This is a genomic window from Alteromonas sp. AWQ4_252 (genome assembly GCF_056158205.1).
This window is the reverse complement of sequence record NZ_JBSWSV010000001.1, coordinates 2,578,379-2,594,550: the sequence shown is the minus strand read 5'-3', so window position 1 is coordinate 2,594,550 and position 16,172 is coordinate 2,578,379. Positions and strand designations below refer to the sequence as shown.

Below are 16,172 nucleotides of genomic sequence, written 5' to 3'. Positions count from 1 at the left end.
ACAACAAAGAAGGTGATAGCATGATAGCGAAAACATCGTTAAAAAGAGCATTGCAAACAACATTAATCACATCAGCCTGTTTTACTCCTCCTGCATTAAGTTTTGGCACAGATCCGGTATCAAGCTATCTCACCCAAGGGCAATCAGTAGGTGACTGGCACATGTCCTTGGGTAATGGTTTGAATTATTACATACCGGTTAGAGATCAACGAGCGTCTACCATGCGCGGCAATCTTACCGTGAAACCAGGCAAGATAAACAAATCCGGTGATGCGTTACACCTGACCTGGAAAGGTAGAGTAGTAAAAAATGAATGGGGTGGAAATGCGCTTTACGACAGCACATTTACTATTGGGCGCGCGAATGTAAATATTGACTCGGTGAAAGACGTTGCGGCGTTGGTGCTGAATATTAAGGTCCACCGTGCCCCAATGAGCTGACTAAAATTAATCTACAATGTCAAAATTCAAACAAGTGTGGAGCGCAATACCCTATAAATACAACGTTGAGAAAGCTTGATAAAGGCGTGTGGATTAATCTTCCCATTCCGCTAATGTGCTTCAATCCTGCGTCTGAATTTGACTTCAGTCAATTGTCAGGTATTGCTATCAGTACCCAGGGTAAGCTGGAATTAGAAATTGCTAATATCGGCCTTGCGCCATTGCCCGAAGGCGCTACAGGTTGCTAAACAACTCGCTCTCCCAACCGTCTGAGTTAGGTAGGGAGAGACAAGTCTGAGTACTAACAGTACTTCCGATACTACTGGTTAGCCTGTTTCCACACCCTGACGTATTTTACTCGATATGCCTCGTCTGTCCGACTCTGGTCAGGCAACGCTTTAAACCACTTATTCGATTCATTATTCACGTTGATGGTGATTTGCCTCAGCGAGTCGCGTTAATTGTCATCGTTGCAGGTTTTGCTCCTTTAGTGGAAACCTGCATGGTAATAATCCCGGTAGTATCTGTGCTCTGAATAACAGCGAGTGCTCGCCCATTGTGAGGCACAATGGTATTTCCCTTCTCGTCTTGTACACTATTTTCTGAGCCATTATCCACAGCCAGTAGTCTCGCCGGACCTGTCAGCGAAAATTTAACCGCACCTTCATGGTTTTGCACGGTGTTGCCCTTGGCATCCACCAAACGAACATGTACGTGTGAAACATCATAGTTATCGGCATTCAAATTTTCTTTGGTGGGAGTTAATTCAATAGAGGCTAATTCTCCGTGGGTTCTCAAAGCGTACTCCGTTACAGCTGTGCCTTCGTTATACCCGACCACCTTCAACTCACCAGCTTCGAAAGGCACTTTCCATAACAAAATTCGATTATTCTCATCACTAAGGGTTTGTTTACCAAGGGAGCGACCGTTTAAAAATAATTCACTTTCTTCCGTATTAGCATACACATGAACAATGACCTCTTGATTCGCCGCGTAATTCCAGTTGTTTTCCACGTTGTACCATTCCCACGCACGAAGCCATTGCATTTTTTCAATAGCATGAGGTCTTTCCTTATATACCCATTTCCCCGAACTATCTAATTGATACTCGGACGCCTCAGCCTCTATCGTGGCTAAATAAACCTTAGGTTTGTCAATCCAAAAGCTTTCGAACTGGTGTCCCCGTGGCGTTTTATTGCCCGCGTAATCAAACAATGAAATTTCCAGACCTTTGCGTGGCCAAGGGCCCGCTTCGCCTTTGTAAGCAAAACCAGTCCAAATGAAGATACCCGGAATGAAATCGCGGTCTTTTGCCGCTTTCCATTCTGGCCAAGTTCCCCAGTTCTCAGAGCCATAAATTGGTTTGTCGGGGTACACGGAATGAGCAGCGTCATATTCCTGTGCTCTGTAGTTAAAACCCACGACATCAAGGGCATCGGTATAACCACTCACGAAATTAACTGACGGTGTTACCATACCTGCTGTGACAGGTCTTGATGAATCCAGCCGCTTAACAATGTTAGAAAGGAAATGCGCTGTTACGACCAATGTGTCTTCTTCATCACCTTTGTTCTTTTCGAAGACTTTTTTCACGCGTTCAGGTTCATATACCGGTGAGTTTTTACCGTAGTATGCTTCATCGTTACCATCCCATTGCTGTGAAGCCGCGTAATAAGGATAAGTCCATTCTATTTCGTTACCGATACTCCACATAATGATGGAAGGGTGATTAAAGTCTCTGCGGATCAAATCGGTGAGATCTCGCTCTGCCCACTGAGGAAAATGACGCGAATAGGAATTTACTGACTCGCCTTCTCCTGCGTTATCACTAAGAAACACCACACTCTTATCTTTAGGACGAAGCCAATCGTCAAACATTTCCGCAATCACTAAGAAGCCCATTTCATCTGCCAGGTCGATGAGATCGGTGGAATGAGGGTTATGTGCTAGTCGAATGGCATTCACGCCAACGGATTGCAACTTCTCTAAACGGTAACGCCAAATGGCTTTTGGTACTGCTACTCCCACCGCACCAGCGTCATGATGCAAATTTACCCCTTTGAATTCAGTTGGCTCACCATTGAGTAGAAACCCTTTATCAGCGTCAAAGGCTATGCTTCGAATACCGAATACGGTGCTGGTTGAATCCAGTATTTTGTTTTGAGCGCGTAACGTGATGTTAGCGGTGTAGAGGTGAGGCGTATCCACACGCCATAAAGATGGTGTATTAACTATTAGTTGTGTATCTACCTTCCCCACTTTTACCGAAGATACCGGCGAGGATGATGTGGCGACTTCCCTGCGGTCTGCATTCAGTATACTGACATCCACAAAGACATTTTCCGTATCGGCTATAGCAAGTGAGAGCTTTGTACTCACAGATACCTTGGCACGGTGCTGACTTACTTCTGGTGTAAGGATTTGCACGCCCCAATGGGCGATATGGCTAGCATTCGTTTTCACCAAACGCACATCGCGGTATATGCCTGACCCCGTGTACCAGCGAGCGTCATTATAAGCGGTTCTGTCCACTTTTACGGTGATCTCGTTATTCCCTTCACGTGCAAACGGCGTTAAATCTACCGCAAAGCTGATATAACCATTCGGTCTGCCGGTGGCGAAATGTCCATTTATCCAAATCTGTGCATTGTTGTAAACGCCATCAAATTCAAACCACATGGCTTTGGAAAGATCATCTTTAGTCAGAGAAAACTGCTTTTTATACCAGCCAATGCCGCCCGATTTAAAGCCCGTGCTAGAGGCCGCCGACTCCTGTGTGTAGGGTAAATCTGCAGACCAATCGTGGGGTAGTCGAACTGGCGTCCAGTCTTGAGAAGTCAGCCCATCTATGAGAAAAGCACCCTCTACGTTGCCTAAATGAAAATACCAATTAAAATTGAAGTCCAGCGTCTCTCGGGGTTCACCCACAGCACTGACAGCAAATGTGCTGCAAAACAACATCATTGCAAACAACGACAACACTCTTTTCATTATCACTTTTCCCTTCATCATACCGGGTAAAATTACTCAGTGGGTTGTAATACACTCCACATGCTAGTTGACCTTCTCAGATGGAAATACGCCGCATATGACCAAAAGTGTTACATTCATGTCATGGTTATGTGGTTACTAGGGTAGACGTTGTGGCATAGCGTCGGCCTGTAGTCGAAGCTTTGACAAAATTGCGTCGTGTAGCGGGTAATGTTTTGCGCTCGTTTCAACGAAATGTTTAATTTTCTGCATATCGACCCGCATAGGCTCAGGCAATGTGGATGCTTCGCGATATGCTTCTTCAAATACCCCTTTACCCGCCAACAAACACAACCAGGATTCGTGGCCAAAGAGTTGTAAACTGACTTTTTCTTCTTCTAACACCCGCGGTACGCTCTTCCCTGATCGCCACGTATCCCAAATTCGCATAAGCCTGGCTGATGGAGTATGACTCCTGGCCGCCTTCCAGTATGGCGAGTCATGCCTGCTATTCGCTAAATAATGAAGTTCGATATAGTCGCGAACACAATTAAATCGATCTGTAAGCTTAGCGTTATACTTGTTTACATTTTCGAAAGGGTTATCGGTACTCCCATGCTCTATGGCACTGACAAAATCAATGATGGATTGGCTCGTGAAATGCAATGCCGTGGCCTCTAAAGGCTCAATAAACCCTTGGGACAAGCCCACAGCGAGAACATTCTTCTCCCACCCTTTCTGATAATGGCCTACCCGCATTTTGAGGTGGTTAAAAAGGGTGTCTTCTGACAGCCCTAGATGTTGTCTGAACTCTTCTTGCGCATCCTCAGCCGATAAGTATTGACTGCTGTATACATAGCCATTTCCGTAGCGATTAGTCAGAGGTATTCTCCACGCCCAGCCACTGGATAAGGCCGTGGAAATCGTCATCGGCGGTGTTGATGCCTCACGTTCTGTTACCACGGTCACCGCTGCATCATTTAACAAACTGTCTGCGAAGCTTTGATACGGTACGCTTAACGCTTTACCTAATAGCAGTGAGCGAAATCCCGAGCAATCAATGAAAAAATCTCCGTGAAAAACCTGCCCATCGTCTGAAATTACATGGGTAATCTCTCCGGTTTCGCTTTGTTCAACCCGGGTAATAGTCGCAACGTGATGCTTCACATTCCATGACAGCGCTTTTTGTTTTAGAAAACGCGCCAGCAAAGTAGCATCAAAATGATAGGCATAAGCCATATCGAATGGATAGTGTTTCGGTGCCACCGGCGCCTTGTGCTGCTTGGCAAGCTCACACGCCAGGAGATACTGATCAGGGTGCGCATGCACATCAAACCCTTTGTGCCTAAGCTGGATATTTTGGAAAAACTCGTGCTGAAAGTATTCATCAAGCTGCGAATAAAAAGGATGAAAATAACTACTGTAATCCGGATCGCTGGACCAGTTAACAAATTGAATGCCGGTTTTAAAGGTGGCATTGCATGCAGGCATCCATTCTTGCGCATCGATACCCATCTCTTCAAAAAAGCCTTTTATGGATGGAGTAGTTCCTTCACCCACCCCAATGGTACCAATGGCATCTGATTCCACAATACTAATGTCGATGGGGTGATCCCGCCATTTTTTTGCTAAATAACACGCACTCATCCAGCCCGCAGTACCGCCACCTACAATGACGATTTTTTTAAACGGCAACGTTTTCGCCATGCGTATCCCCTTTTATCAGTGCAGTGTTATGTGGTACAAAGTTTAAACAGCAGCCTTGAAGTTTGCGCGTCATATCGTCAATATTATCGCGTATGATCTGAGCCTTAGGGTGAGGGCGCAGCTCGCTATCAGGGAAGTGTTCCAAGCCCGCAAACAGCGCATACCAAACTGATTCGCCGATGATATCGGCAATAGGATCAATCTGTAAATCTTCGCCATTGACCCATTCAGTAAATAGTTTACGTCCCACCGGTGGCAATGCGTTAGCGTCCTGTGGTGTTTGCCAGTAAGGCGTATCACGACGGCGGTTTAAGAGCAGAAGCATGTTGTTGAATGTTTGCACGTACGCGAATCGACTTTTTAGACGGTTATTGTAATCATCGATGACTTTCGCGTAGTCGTCCTGACTTTGTACACTCATTGTAAATTGTTCAATCATTGTCAACGTGTGCGAAACACTAAACGGTTCGCTCTCATCATTGTTACCACATGTCTCCCCAACAGCTAGACAGTTTTGTATCCATGGCTTGGAAACAAGATAATTCGGGTTCGCTACTACATAGCGTTCAGCGGTATGGCGATAACCCAATGATGCAATATACTCATCGAGTAACGCGACAGCCTGATCTTCACTTGTAAAACGGCTACTGAAATGGAACTGAAATTCTGTACAACCCTGAATAAAACATTGTTTCACAAAACCACATCGCAGTGCCTTGGTTCGCGTTTCACTGACGGGGGCAGTATGCGCCAGGCGACACAACACCTTCCTGTCATTAATTCGCACTTGCGGTAAGCCGTCTACTGCGTACTCAGGCATGTGACGTATCAACAGTTGTTGTGCACCAGTGCAATCAAAGAAATAATCGCCCTCAATCACCTGCTCATCGATTACAATTGCAACCAATTGGCCATTGTGTTTACGTTGTAAAGATTGAATAACGCCATCTACAACAATAATGTTGTTTCTTTTGGCGGCGTCGAGTAACAATGCGACTAAAGCGCCATAGTCAACCTGATACTGATAGTGTGTGTCAAACGGAAAGTCTTGCGATTTAGGTGACAGATTTTGCTCAGCCAGAGCGTTACTCAAAAAAAAGTTGTCCACCGTAAAATCTAAATCATAGCCTTGTCTTCTTAACTGGCTAATTTCCTGCAATAGAGGACGATGAAATATATCGACGTCGGACCTTGTTGCCACACTAAATGGCTTTGGTCCGAAGCCTGTATACTGATTTCTCAACATAAATGAAGCTTTGGTAATGCGAACCCACTGCGCTTCTTCAATCTGATAATAGCTGAGTAAACGGTTTAACTCTCCACCTGCAATAATCACATGAGCTGGAGACTGCGTCTTGTTCGACCCGGTTATACGAATGGCGGTGCTCGCTGACTTATAGGCTCTTCTTAAAGCTAAAGCGGTCAATAGACCATCCAGCGTTAAGCCCGCAATGGCAATATCTTGTGGAATAGGCAACACAAAAACACCCCACTTCATTGTTAAAATATATTCGATAACCTGACAGTATCGCGCTGAAGAAATGCGATACTGACATGCAGTTTACCCGAGTCTCATTTGGAACAGCAGGCCTCTAACGCGCGAATTTAAAATGCGCCCGATAACCGAACCAACAGATCACAGCAAAACAAATTAATGGCAATATGAAGGACGTCTGTACTGATGGAATACCATCAATGAAACCATTGGCATCAATCATAGCCCCCTGCAAAGGTGGCATTAGCGCCCCTCCGACGATAGCCATAACCAACCCAGCGGAAGCCAGGCTGGCATCTTCGCCCATTCCTTTGAGCGCAATGCCGTAGATGGTTGGGAACATTAACGACATACACGCTGAGGTAGCAATTAAGCAGTACAACCCTGTGTATCCTCCGGCGAAAATAGTGCCCAATGACAACAATAGCCCGCCAAGTGCGAGTATCATGAGTAGTTGCCCTGGTTTGAAGAAACTGAGTAAGAAAGTACAAATAAAGCGACTGGCCAAGAAGATCCCCATCGCGATCATGTTATAGTTTTGTGCCTGAGACGCGGTAAGGCCGACAGAAGTCATGCCATAGTGAATAATGAACGTCCAGCACATGATTTGTGCCCCAACATAAAATGCCTGAGCAATAACACCTTCTAAATAGCAGCGGTTTGCGAACAACCGACCAAACGCCGCTTTTAGCTCGCTTTTATCTAATGTCGAGGCATGCGCCATAGTTTTAGGCAGTCTACTCATCAGAAAAACCACAAACATAATCGCGACAATGGCAGCAATGGCAACATAAGGCCCTCTCACTGTCACAAGGTCTGCTGCCTGCATAGCTTGATGCTCTAAGGGATTATTTTGTGCGAAGTTCACCAATGCCGATGTAAGCTCTCCATCTACCTCAGAAGGCAGCATTTGAGCAAACTCTGGGTGAGCCGCTTTTTCTTGCTCGCGAAATGCTTCAACACGTAATTCACTCAAAATGTAATTACTAGCAACGAACATTCCAGCCAACGAGCCGATAGGGTTAAACGCCTGTGCTAAATTCAAACGCTGGGTAGACGTATCCGGGTGCCCCATAGACAACACATAAGGGTTGGCTGTAGTCTCAAGAAGCGCAAGACCACAGGTGAGGATCCACAGCGCCGCCAAGAAGAATGAAAACTCCATGTATACTGAAGCCGGAATGAATAAACTTGCTCCAATCGCATATAATCCCAGCCCAAGAAGAATGCCTGATTTATACGAGAAACGCCTTATAAAGATGGCAGCGGGTATTGCCATTACGCCGTAACCCAAGTAAAAAGCAAACTGAACGAGACTACTTTGCGCGTTGGATATCATGAAAATATCTTTGAACGCTTTGACTAACGGGTTAGTCACGTCGTTGGCAAAACCCCAAAGCGGAAAAAGTGATGCCACGAGTAAAAAAGGAAGTATGAACTTCGTTTCCAAAATTTTCGGTTTAGCTGCCGGTGACATATGTATAGGCACTGCCTCTTCACGCTGTTCTACTCCGCCTATCATTTTATTCCCCTGATTTATTTTTGGTTTTCTCTTTTTATATGTAAACCTTGCCCATGAAATTACGTAACATATCATTCAACAAACATTTACATTAGCTCAACTTTACCTTTGTATTAAATAAAAGTCGATACATACACAAATTAAAAAAGAGATTTAACCAAACTTGTGAACAAGAAGTAATATATTTGCATATAAATTTATATATTCATATAGAAATTTTAGGTAAGGTGTGATTTTAAAAAAACAGAGCGATATGCTGTCACGTCCACAAGCCAAGAAAGCTGTTTTGCACGTTCATAATGACGACAACGTCATGATGGCAATTCGACCCCTGTCTGAGGGTAAGTACATTGGCGACGACCTTGCCAATACGCGCGATAGACTGGCAAGCTTGATGCAGGACGAGTAACCTAAACAGAGACCCCGGAAATGTTTAGTGCTGAGCAAGTACTATTAAAACGGGCTAACAACAAAGAAACATTTGATAAAATTGTCACCCTGGTAGAAAAGTCGCTGAGCACCATTCAAAAGGGCGAACAGCCTTTTTGATCACATCCTCGCCGTGGCATCTGGTAAAAAATAAGAAACGAGGAAAATGACAACCGGGAAATGGCTATTTGGAAAAACGGTGTCACCTTGTGAAAACAAAACGCCTGAGTGTTAATGCTCAGGCGGTGATAAGTTAATGATTCCGTCTTTACCAGGGCCGATACCCATATGTTTCTTAGTCCTGATTTTCGGGATAACCCGAAGGCCATGTGCAGGGCACCCCTGTAAACAAAGCTTGAACCTCTTCCATAAGGGCTTTGTCACCTTGCTTCGCTGCCCATTCGACATTTTTAACAATATTTTTTGGATTAGCAGTACCCACCAATGTTGAAGCAATAGACGGATGATCTATGGCGAATTGCAACGCCAGCGCAGTTATATCAACCGCTTGCTCCTGGCACAAAGCTTGTGCTCGCAAGCAAGCCTCTTTCAATGCGTCAGAAGCAGGGTGCCACTGGGGCGCTCCACGCTCAGTTAACAAGCCCATCGCGGTGGGGGACGCATTGATGATACCGACGTCTCTGCTATCGAGTTGAGGAATAATGCTTTTCAGCGAACTGTCGTGAAGAGCATATCGACAATAAGTCAAAATACAGTCAATATTGTTTTGTGCCACAACGTCCGAGAACACTTTTAATGGGTAACCTGTTACCCCAATATAGCGCACCCTCCCTGCTTGTTTAAGTTTTTGCAGGCATGGGATTGCTTCATCCATAATTTGCCTCATGTCGGCAAATTCAATGTCGTGTAGAAACAAAATATCGACATCATCAACCCCTAACCTGGCACAGCTTTCGTCCAAGCTTGAGAGAATACGCTTTTCGGAAAAATCAAAATCAGCGAACTCAGCACCATAACGACCTGCTTTTGTGGAGAGCACAAATTTTTCTCGGGGAACGCTTTTGAGCGCCTTGCCGAGCACAGTTTCTGCCACGGTATTGCCGTAGTAAGGCGAAACATCGACATAATTAATCCCTAAATCAAAAGCGGCATGGACCGTATTTATGCCTTCCTGTTCACTGATATTTCTGAACACGCTGCCCAGTGGCGATGCTCCATAACTGATTTGAGACAACTTCAGATCAGTCTTCCCTAATTGACGATATTGCATAATTTCCTCACTACAGGCGGTAGAAGCGTTTAGCGTTCAAACCAAAAATCTGCGCAGCGTGCGCTGGGCACGTCCGTTTTACATAGGTATCAACCAAATTGAACACCTCGGTATAAGTTGCGGCAAGTTGACACACTGGCCAATCAGAACCAAATAGAAGTCGTTCAACTCCAAACGCGTCGGATATTACATCCAGGTAAGGCCAAAACGTCTTTTCACTCCACTGATTGTGGTCCGCTTCGGTAACCATTCCCGACACCTTGCAATACACGTTGCCATATTTAGCGATAGCGTACATATGCGTTTTCCAAGCGTCAAAATTGTCGCCGGTGGCAATACTTGGCTTGGCAATATGGTCGATAACTAACCGCTGAAGAGGCAATACTTCAAGTAATTTGAGGACTTGCGGCAACTGGTGAGCGAATATCAACAGATCATATGTATAGTCGTGTTGATGTAACAGACTAACCCCACGGATGAAATCCGGTTGCAACATGAAATCCGGTTCTCTCTCGCCTTGAAGAACATGTCTGAACCCTTTTAGCTTAGTATTCGAGCGCCAACACGCTAACATGCTCTCAAGCGCAGGCGAGCGCAAATCGACCCATCCCACTACGCCTTTAATAAAAGGGTTGGCTTGTGCTAATGACAATAGCCAGTTCGTCTCTTCTTGACTTTGTCGCGCTTGCACAGCAATGCTGCCGTCAAGTTGATGCGGACGACTTACCTCAATCAGGTTTGCAGGTAAGAAGTCTCGTTTCAGCACATTGTCGTTGTCGCCAATCCAATCGTACTCGACCGGGTCGTAGTGCCAAAAATGCTGATGTGCGTCTATTCTCATGATTCATCCATTTCAACTACTGCTTTTACCACACCGCTCTCTGGTTTTGTCCAACATGCAAAATCCTGACAAATTTCACTAAATTTCCCGGTGTGGGTGATAAGCGCTTGGCTTTGCACTACCCCTTCTTTCAAACAGCTCACCACAAACTCGAAATCTTGTAAGGTGGCGTTTCTACTCCCAAGTAACGTGGTTTCCCGCTTGTGAAATTCCGGATCATCAAAGCAGATACTTTTCTTTATCACGCTAACGAATACGATTTTGCCGCCGTGAGCAAGATTAGTAAAGGTAGACTGCATTGCATTTACGTTGCCTGTGCAGTCCATAATCACGGTGGGATATTGACCGTCAGTCAGTGCCGAGAGCTGAGCATTCACATCTCCAGTTGCATCTACAACCCCGTCAAAATTGTAAGCTGCATTACAACAGTCCAATTTATCCTGACGTACATCAGATACAAAGACTTTGGCACCAGCCACTTTTGCAAATTGTGCTGTCCCCAAACCTATGGGTCCTGCACCTTGCACTAAAACAGTATCGTTCGCAGTAAGTTCTGCTCTCCTTACTGCATGCGCACCTATTGCCAGGCATTCGATGATAGCCATGTCATTGAAACTTAAACCGTCAGTTACAACCACAGCAGATTCCGGAACACAGATGTATTCGCTCATCCCACCATCGCGGTGAACACCGAGCACTTCAATATTAACACAGCAGTTCGTTTTACCACTTTTACAAGCAATACACTCACCGCAATGCAAATAGGGAATAATGTACACTGAGGCACCAGATGCAACGCTAACGCCCTCACCAACGGACTCAATGGTGCCCGAAAGTTCATGACCCAGAATACGGGGATATTCGAAAAAAGGTTGATTGCCACCGTATGCATGAATATCCGTCCCGCAAATGCCAATGGATTTAATCTTTACAAGCACTTCTTTTGCCTTCGGAAAGGGCTTTTCAGCGTCCCGCTGCTCTAGAATGCCGGGCTCTATACAAACGACAGTTTTCATCAAATTCTATCCTTCGCTATCTACACGTTGTCAATAATGATGACAAAATAATAACATCCTCACGAAAAAACTCACCATTTATTTTTTGCATATGAATGCAAACATTTATATTTACCTTTAAATGCCATTATAAATCAAAAGACCCCGCAAACGGTCCTTAATATTGAACCAATCAAGAAAACATCCTAAGACCATGAATAAAAACAATTTAAAAATAACCAAGACTTTATTTTACACATCGAAGATAGTTGCCTTGGGTATGAACGGGATTAGTATGAAAATTTATTTTATGGGTAAAATTGGCGAGAAAAATATAAAAACGACGCTGAAAATGTAAACGAGATGTAAAATTTAGGGTTATCGACCCTCACAAAAAAAATAGAAAGTGAGGGCTAAAAAAGCGAGGACGTTAAGATGGCAAGCGTATTGGCACTGTGGCTTATAACTTTCTAACAACCCCGTACGTTATTGCTTTGGATATTTCATCAGCTGCCGTTTTCAATTCTTGCAACACATCTTCTATACCCATAATTTCGGGCATTCTCATAATATAAGGGATCGTTAAAGTTGCTACGGCGTGGTCTGTATCAATGATCGGGTAGGACAGATCGGTTACACCTTGCACGAAGGCACTCGGCGCGCGCAAGTACCCTTGCTTAGCGACTTTTTTACAATCACTTAGAAACTGCTTGATTTCATCGTCACTGTGATGCTGTTTCAACAACTTCATCATTGACTCTTTCTTCTCGGCAGACTGATTCACAAACAGGATTCTACCTGAAGCAGCAAATACAATTGGACGTCGATATCCTACCCTCACTGAATACGATAGATTACTGGGTGTTTCGACACGGGAAATAACCACAATCTGCTCCTGCGATTCAACTGCGATATGGCAGGACATGCTAGTCTTCTCTGCTAATGCCCGCATAATAGGCTGTGCATACTCCAGAATATCTTTTATTGGCTCGTGCTCGGTACCTAACTGCAGTAACTTTCTCGTTACCTGATAGCCATCAATATCTTCGCTCTTCTCAATATAACCTCTTTGTTCAAGCACTAAAATCATCCGATATATTTCAGCATTTGAACGTCCAAGCTTTTCCGCGATGGTAGACGTGCTCAAAGGCGTAGAGTCTTTGGACAGCAGTTCCAATATGTCCAACCCTTTCTCAAGGGCAGGTGCCGAATACTTTTTAGATTGTGTCGCGCTCATTGATAAACCTTTTGTTTATTTTCAGTGTAATGGCAGAGTAATAACTAAGTATTTTAAATACGAAAAAACAATTATCGTATATCAATTTTAGTGCCTTTTAAGAAGATGTCGATAGCTGGGTGTAAAAGAAATGACAAGATGGAAACGAGAATAAAACCCTAAGATCAATAGACAGTAGGATTATCTTAATATAATTTATATTTGATTTGACTTAATTATATATAACGTAAAGGTGATAATGCTATGCTTCGCGTTTATTCTGGCGTATTCGCGCTTCTGATAATAATCTTCATCCATGGCTGTGGAACTACTACGAATACCTCTACACACAAAAAAAACTATAACATCTTATATATTATGACTGACGATCACGCAGCACATGCTCTTGGTGCATATGAAGGAAGGTTCGCCAAGCTCAACCCTACACCAGCACTAGACCAACTCGCTCGTGAAGGAACGCGTTTTAGCAATGCGTTTGTGACAAACAGTATTTGTACTCCCAGCCGGGCTACTATTCTTACTGGTCAATATAGTCAGACAAATGGTGTACTGGACTTACGGGGTGCTATCGAAGCCCCTCAACAACACCTTCCACGCCTTATGTCAGAGGCTGGCTATGAAACCGCGGTTATTGGAAAGTGGCATTTAAAAGCGGAGCCGGCTGCTTTCGATTACTATCAAGTGCTTGAATCTCAGGGCACGTACTTCGATCCAAAGTTTAGAATACAGGGCGACAAAGACTGGCCGCAGAACGAAGTTCAGTACACTGGGCATTCTTCAGATGTAGTGACGGATCTGACAATCGAGTGGTTAAAACGAAGAGACAGCGAACAACCGTTTTTCCTTATGCATCAGTTTAAAGCGCCTCATGATATGTTTGAGTATGCGCCGCGTTACGAAGACTTTCTTGCAGCAGAGTTCATTCCAGAGCCAGATGATTTATATGCCGTAGCCAGCACCTTCGGTTCTATCGCAACGAGAGGAAAGAAAGATAGACTTCGTACAGAAATCGGCACTTCGATTTCAAAGCGCAACAATCGAAGAAATATGGGAATAGATCTGGGTGTAGACCCTAATTTAGACGACGAAGCCTTTACTCGCGAAGCCTACCAACGTTATTTAAAAGCGTATCTTCGCTGTGTTAGAGGGGTCGATGATAATATTGCTCGTCTTCTACAAACGCTTAAAGATACTGGCCAATATAACAACACCATCATCATTTATACGTCAGACCAAGGAATGATGCTTGGAGAGCACGATTTACAAGACAAACGCTGGATGTTCGACGAGTCCATTAGAATGCCTTTAATTGTGAAACATCCTGACGCCAAACAAGTTAATGTTAAACAAGACATTATCATTAACAACACAGACTTCGCGCCTTTTATCTTAGATCTCGTGGGTATAGATACTCCGGAATACATGCATGGTAGAAGTTTTAAAAACGTCCTTTTTCAGGCCCCCCTAGAAAACTGGAGAACAGCCAGTTACTACCGCTATTGGACCCACAGAGCTTATCACGATGTACCAGCCCATTTTGGTTTGCGTACAAAAGATTACAAACTGATTTTCTACTATGGTACAAATCACATGAATAACCCCTACCCCTACTATGACAAAGAATGGGAGTCAAAAACCGGGCAAGCCAATAATGTCATAGATACACCGGTAGCGTGGGAATTTTATGATTTACGCAATGACCCGCAAGAACAAATAAATCTTTACGGAGACAGCCGCTATGATGCAGTTATTACGTCGCTAAAACAAACTTTGCGCGAGCAACGTGCAATGTATAGTGAGACAGACAAAGCCTACCCACACATACAAAAAATTATTGATAGACACTGGCATGATTAAGAAACAATTATTACCGCTACGGGTTATGCATTAGTGAACGCCACCGTTTATTAGAAGACGTATTATTACAATATCAGTGTTGATCATGCCTGTATTTTTATGTCCAAAGACGAGCAAAGGTATGGTGCGCGAAAGGATGAAATAAAAACCGGAGGTTAAAAATAACAAAGCCCTCTAGAATGAGGGCTTTAGATGTCAACGATTAATTAGTTAAATCATCAAAAAATTTCTTCACACCATCAAAGAAACCTTTTTCTTTTGGGCGATGCTTACCCGAATCGCCGCCCATTGAATCATCCAGTTCCTGGAGCAGTTCTTTCTGCTTAGACGATAAATTCACCGGCGTTTCTACAACCACTTTACACATCAGATCGCCAGTTACACCACTGCGCACAGACTTCACACCTTTACCGCGCAAGCGGAACATGCGGCCAGTCTGGGTTTCAGGGCTAACCTTAAGTTTTACTTTGCCGTCTAACGTGGGAACCTGCAATTCTCCACCTAATGCGGCAGTAGTAAAGCTAAGGGGTACTTCACAGTACAGGTTATTGCCATCCCGTTGGAAAATTTTGTGTTCACGAACATGTACCTGAACGTATAAATCTCCGGCTGGTGCACCGTTTTCGCCGGCTTCACCTTCACCGCTCAGGCGAATGCGATCGCCTGTATCGACGCCAGCTGGAACTTTCACAGAAAGCGTTTTTGTTTTCTCTTTACGGCCATGTCCATGACAAGCATCGCAAGGATCAGCAATAATTTTGCCCCGTCCTGAACAGGTTGGGCAAGTTTGCTGGACTGCGAAGAAGCCCTGACGCATCTGTACCTGGCCATTACCATGACAGGTAGGACAGGTTTTAGGCGATGTGCCTTTTTTCGCCCCAGAGCCATGACAAACATCACATTCCACCAATGTAGGTACGCGAATTTCTACGTCTTTACCGCGAACTGCTTCTTCTAAAGACAGTTCAAGGTTGTAGCGTAAATCGGCACCTTGGCGAGCTCGCGACTGACGCCCACCCCGGCCGCCGCCGAAAATGTCACCAAATACATCACCAAAAATATCGCCAAAGTCAGCACCACCGCCGAACCCTGCACCACCACGATTGGGATCCACACCTGCATGACCGTACTGATCATACGCAGCGCGCTTCTGCGAGTCGGTCAGGACTTCATAGGCTTCCTGGATTTCCTTAAATTTTTCTTCCAGTGCTTTATCGCCCTGGGTGCGATCAGGGTGATATTTCATCGCCAGCTTCTTATACGCTTTTTTGATATCGCGTTCGCCAGCGCCTTTATCTACACCCAGCACTTCGTAGTAGTCACGTTTCGACATATCGCTTACTTTTCCTACTCGTTACAACAAGTACCCGGTTTGAGCTTCGCCAAACCACACACTTCTAAATCACCCGGCTTTGAACCGGTCTTTACACGACAAAAGCGCAACAAGA

The 16,172-nt window shown here is 44.6% G+C and carries 14 protein-coding genes; 5 read left to right on the top strand and 9 right to left on the bottom strand.

Annotation, left to right across the window (positions count from 1 at the left end):
* Positions 1–20 precede the first annotated feature (20 nt).
* Both ACXACM_RS11500 and ACXACM_RS11495 read left to right on the top strand, forming a co-directional pair.
* Positions 21–440, top strand: a complete 420-nt coding sequence (locus tag ACXACM_RS11500; protein ID WP_474821846.1) for a hypothetical protein — start codon at positions 21–23, stop codon at positions 438–440.
* Entirely contained in the window at positions 437–688 is a 252-nt protein-coding gene (locus tag ACXACM_RS11495) for a putative glycoside hydrolase (protein ID WP_474824323.1), read from the top strand. The genes ACXACM_RS11500 and ACXACM_RS11495 overlap by 4 nt, the downstream gene beginning before the upstream one ends.
* A 196-nt stretch (positions 689–884) precedes the next feature.
* On the opposite strand, the gene ACXACM_RS11490 is transcribed toward ACXACM_RS11495, so the two are convergent.
* From ACXACM_RS11490 to fucP, 4 genes are all read right to left on the bottom strand, one after another.
* Positions 885–3,431, bottom strand: coding sequence for a glycoside hydrolase family 2 TIM barrel-domain containing protein (locus ACXACM_RS11490; protein WP_474821844.1), 2,547 nt, complete (start codon positions 3,429–3,431; stop codon positions 885–887).
* Positions 3,432–3,569: 138 nt separating this feature from the next.
* A complete protein-coding gene (locus ACXACM_RS11485) occupies positions 3,570–5,117 on the bottom strand; it encodes a tryptophan halogenase family protein (RefSeq protein WP_474821842.1) in 1,548 nt (515 codons plus the stop codon).
* Entirely contained in the window at positions 5,095–6,615 is a 1,521-nt protein-coding gene (locus tag ACXACM_RS11480) for a tryptophan 7-halogenase (RefSeq protein ID WP_474821841.1), read from the bottom strand. The genes ACXACM_RS11485 and ACXACM_RS11480 overlap by 23 nt, the downstream gene beginning before the upstream one ends.
* Positions 6,616–6,709: 94 nt before the next feature.
* Complete coding sequence (fucP, locus tag ACXACM_RS11475) at positions 6,710–8,134, bottom strand: L-fucose:H+ symporter permease (RefSeq protein WP_474821840.1); 1,425 nt, start codon at positions 8,132–8,134, stop codon at positions 6,710–6,712.
* 229 nt (positions 8,135–8,363) lie between these two features.
* Here fucP and ACXACM_RS11470 point away from each other — a divergent pair, with 229 nt between their 5' ends.
* Together ACXACM_RS11470 and ACXACM_RS11465 are read left to right on the top strand one after the other, a co-directional pair.
* On the top strand, positions 8,364–8,543 hold the full coding sequence (locus tag ACXACM_RS11470) for a hypothetical protein (protein ID WP_474821838.1): 180 nt from the start codon (positions 8,364–8,366) through the stop codon (positions 8,541–8,543).
* A gap of 20 nt (positions 8,544–8,563) precedes the next feature.
* The gene (locus ACXACM_RS11465) at positions 8,564–8,683 is read left to right on the top strand and encodes a hypothetical protein (RefSeq protein WP_474821836.1); all 120 of its coding nucleotides are present in this window, start codon (positions 8,564–8,566) and stop codon (positions 8,681–8,683) included.
* Between the two features lie 175 nt (positions 8,684–8,858).
* On the opposite strand, the gene ACXACM_RS11460 is transcribed toward ACXACM_RS11465, so the two are convergent.
* The 4 genes from ACXACM_RS11460 to ACXACM_RS11445 all read right to left on the bottom strand — a co-directional run bounded on the left by ACXACM_RS11460 (position 8,859) and on the right by ACXACM_RS11445 (position 12,867).
* Positions 8,859–9,794 carry an aldo/keto reductase gene (locus ACXACM_RS11460; RefSeq protein ID WP_474821835.1) on the bottom strand — a complete coding sequence of 312 codons (936 nt, stop codon included), beginning with the start codon at positions 9,792–9,794 and terminating at the stop codon, positions 8,859–8,861.
* A gap of 10 nt (positions 9,795–9,804) precedes the next feature.
* A complete protein-coding gene (locus ACXACM_RS11455; protein WP_474821834.1) occupies positions 9,805–10,635 on the bottom strand; it encodes an amidohydrolase family protein in 831 nt (276 codons plus the stop codon).
* Positions 10,632–11,651, bottom strand: coding sequence for a zinc-binding alcohol dehydrogenase family protein (locus ACXACM_RS11450; protein ID WP_474821832.1), 1,020 nt, complete (start codon positions 11,649–11,651; stop codon positions 10,632–10,634). The genes ACXACM_RS11455 and ACXACM_RS11450 overlap by 4 nt, the downstream gene beginning before the upstream one ends.
* A 439-nt stretch (positions 11,652–12,090) precedes the next feature.
* On the bottom strand, positions 12,091–12,867 hold the full coding sequence (locus ACXACM_RS11445; RefSeq protein ID WP_474821831.1) for an IclR family transcriptional regulator: 777 nt from the start codon (positions 12,865–12,867) through the stop codon (positions 12,091–12,093).
* A 243-nt stretch (positions 12,868–13,110) separates the two neighbouring features.
* Here ACXACM_RS11445 and ACXACM_RS11440 point away from each other — a divergent pair, with 243 nt between their 5' ends.
* Positions 13,111–14,724: a sulfatase family protein gene (locus ACXACM_RS11440; protein WP_474821829.1), complete on the top strand. Its 1,614-nt coding sequence runs from the start codon at positions 13,111–13,113 to the stop codon at positions 14,722–14,724.
* Positions 14,725–14,926: 202 nt separating this feature from the next.
* Here the strand turns inward: ACXACM_RS11440 and dnaJ are convergent, their stop codons facing one another.
* On the bottom strand, positions 14,927–16,057 hold the full coding sequence (dnaJ, locus tag ACXACM_RS11435) for a molecular chaperone DnaJ (protein WP_474821828.1): 1,131 nt from the start codon (positions 16,055–16,057) through the stop codon (positions 14,927–14,929).
* Positions 16,058–16,172 lie beyond the last annotated feature (115 nt).

What these genes read in the sequence shown, in the direction of transcription:
- fucP (WP_474821840.1), bottom strand. Translation starts at nt 8,134, where the DNA reads ATGATAGGCGGAGTAGAACAGCGTGAAGAGGCAGTGCCTATACATATG.
- ACXACM_RS11500 (WP_474821846.1), top strand. Translation starts at nt 21, where the DNA reads ATGATAGCGAAAACATCGTTAAAAAGAGCATTGCAAACAACATTAATC.
- ACXACM_RS11455 (WP_474821834.1), bottom strand. Translation starts at nt 10,635, where the DNA reads ATGAGAATAGACGCACATCAGCATTTTTGGCACTACGACCCGGTCGAG.
- ACXACM_RS11465 (WP_474821836.1), top strand. Translation starts at nt 8,564, where the DNA reads ATGTTTAGTGCTGAGCAAGTACTATTAAAACGGGCTAACAACAAAGAA.
- dnaJ (WP_474821828.1), bottom strand. Translation starts at nt 16,057, where the DNA reads ATGTCGAAACGTGACTACTACGAAGTGCTGGGTGTAGATAAAGGCGCT.
- ACXACM_RS11485 (WP_474821842.1), bottom strand. Translation starts at nt 5,117, where the DNA reads ATGGCGAAAACGTTGCCGTTTAAAAAAATCGTCATTGTAGGTGGCGGT.
- ACXACM_RS11450 (WP_474821832.1), bottom strand. Translation starts at nt 11,651, where the DNA reads ATGAAAACTGTCGTTTGTATAGAGCCCGGCATTCTAGAGCAGCGGGAC.
- ACXACM_RS11440 (WP_474821829.1), top strand. Translation starts at nt 13,111, where the DNA reads ATGCTTCGCGTTTATTCTGGCGTATTCGCGCTTCTGATAATAATCTTC.
- ACXACM_RS11480 (WP_474821841.1), bottom strand. Translation starts at nt 6,615, where the DNA reads ATGAAGTGGGGTGTTTTTGTGTTGCCTATTCCACAAGATATTGCCATT.
- ACXACM_RS11445 (WP_474821831.1), bottom strand. Translation starts at nt 12,867, where the DNA reads ATGAGCGCGACACAATCTAAAAAGTATTCGGCACCTGCCCTTGAGAAA.
- ACXACM_RS11460 (WP_474821835.1), bottom strand. Translation starts at nt 9,794, where the DNA reads ATGCAATATCGTCAATTAGGGAAGACTGATCTGAAGTTGTCTCAAATC.
- ACXACM_RS11490 (WP_474821844.1), bottom strand. Translation starts at nt 3,431, where the DNA reads ATGAAAAGAGTGTTGTCGTTGTTTGCAATGATGTTGTTTTGCAGCACA.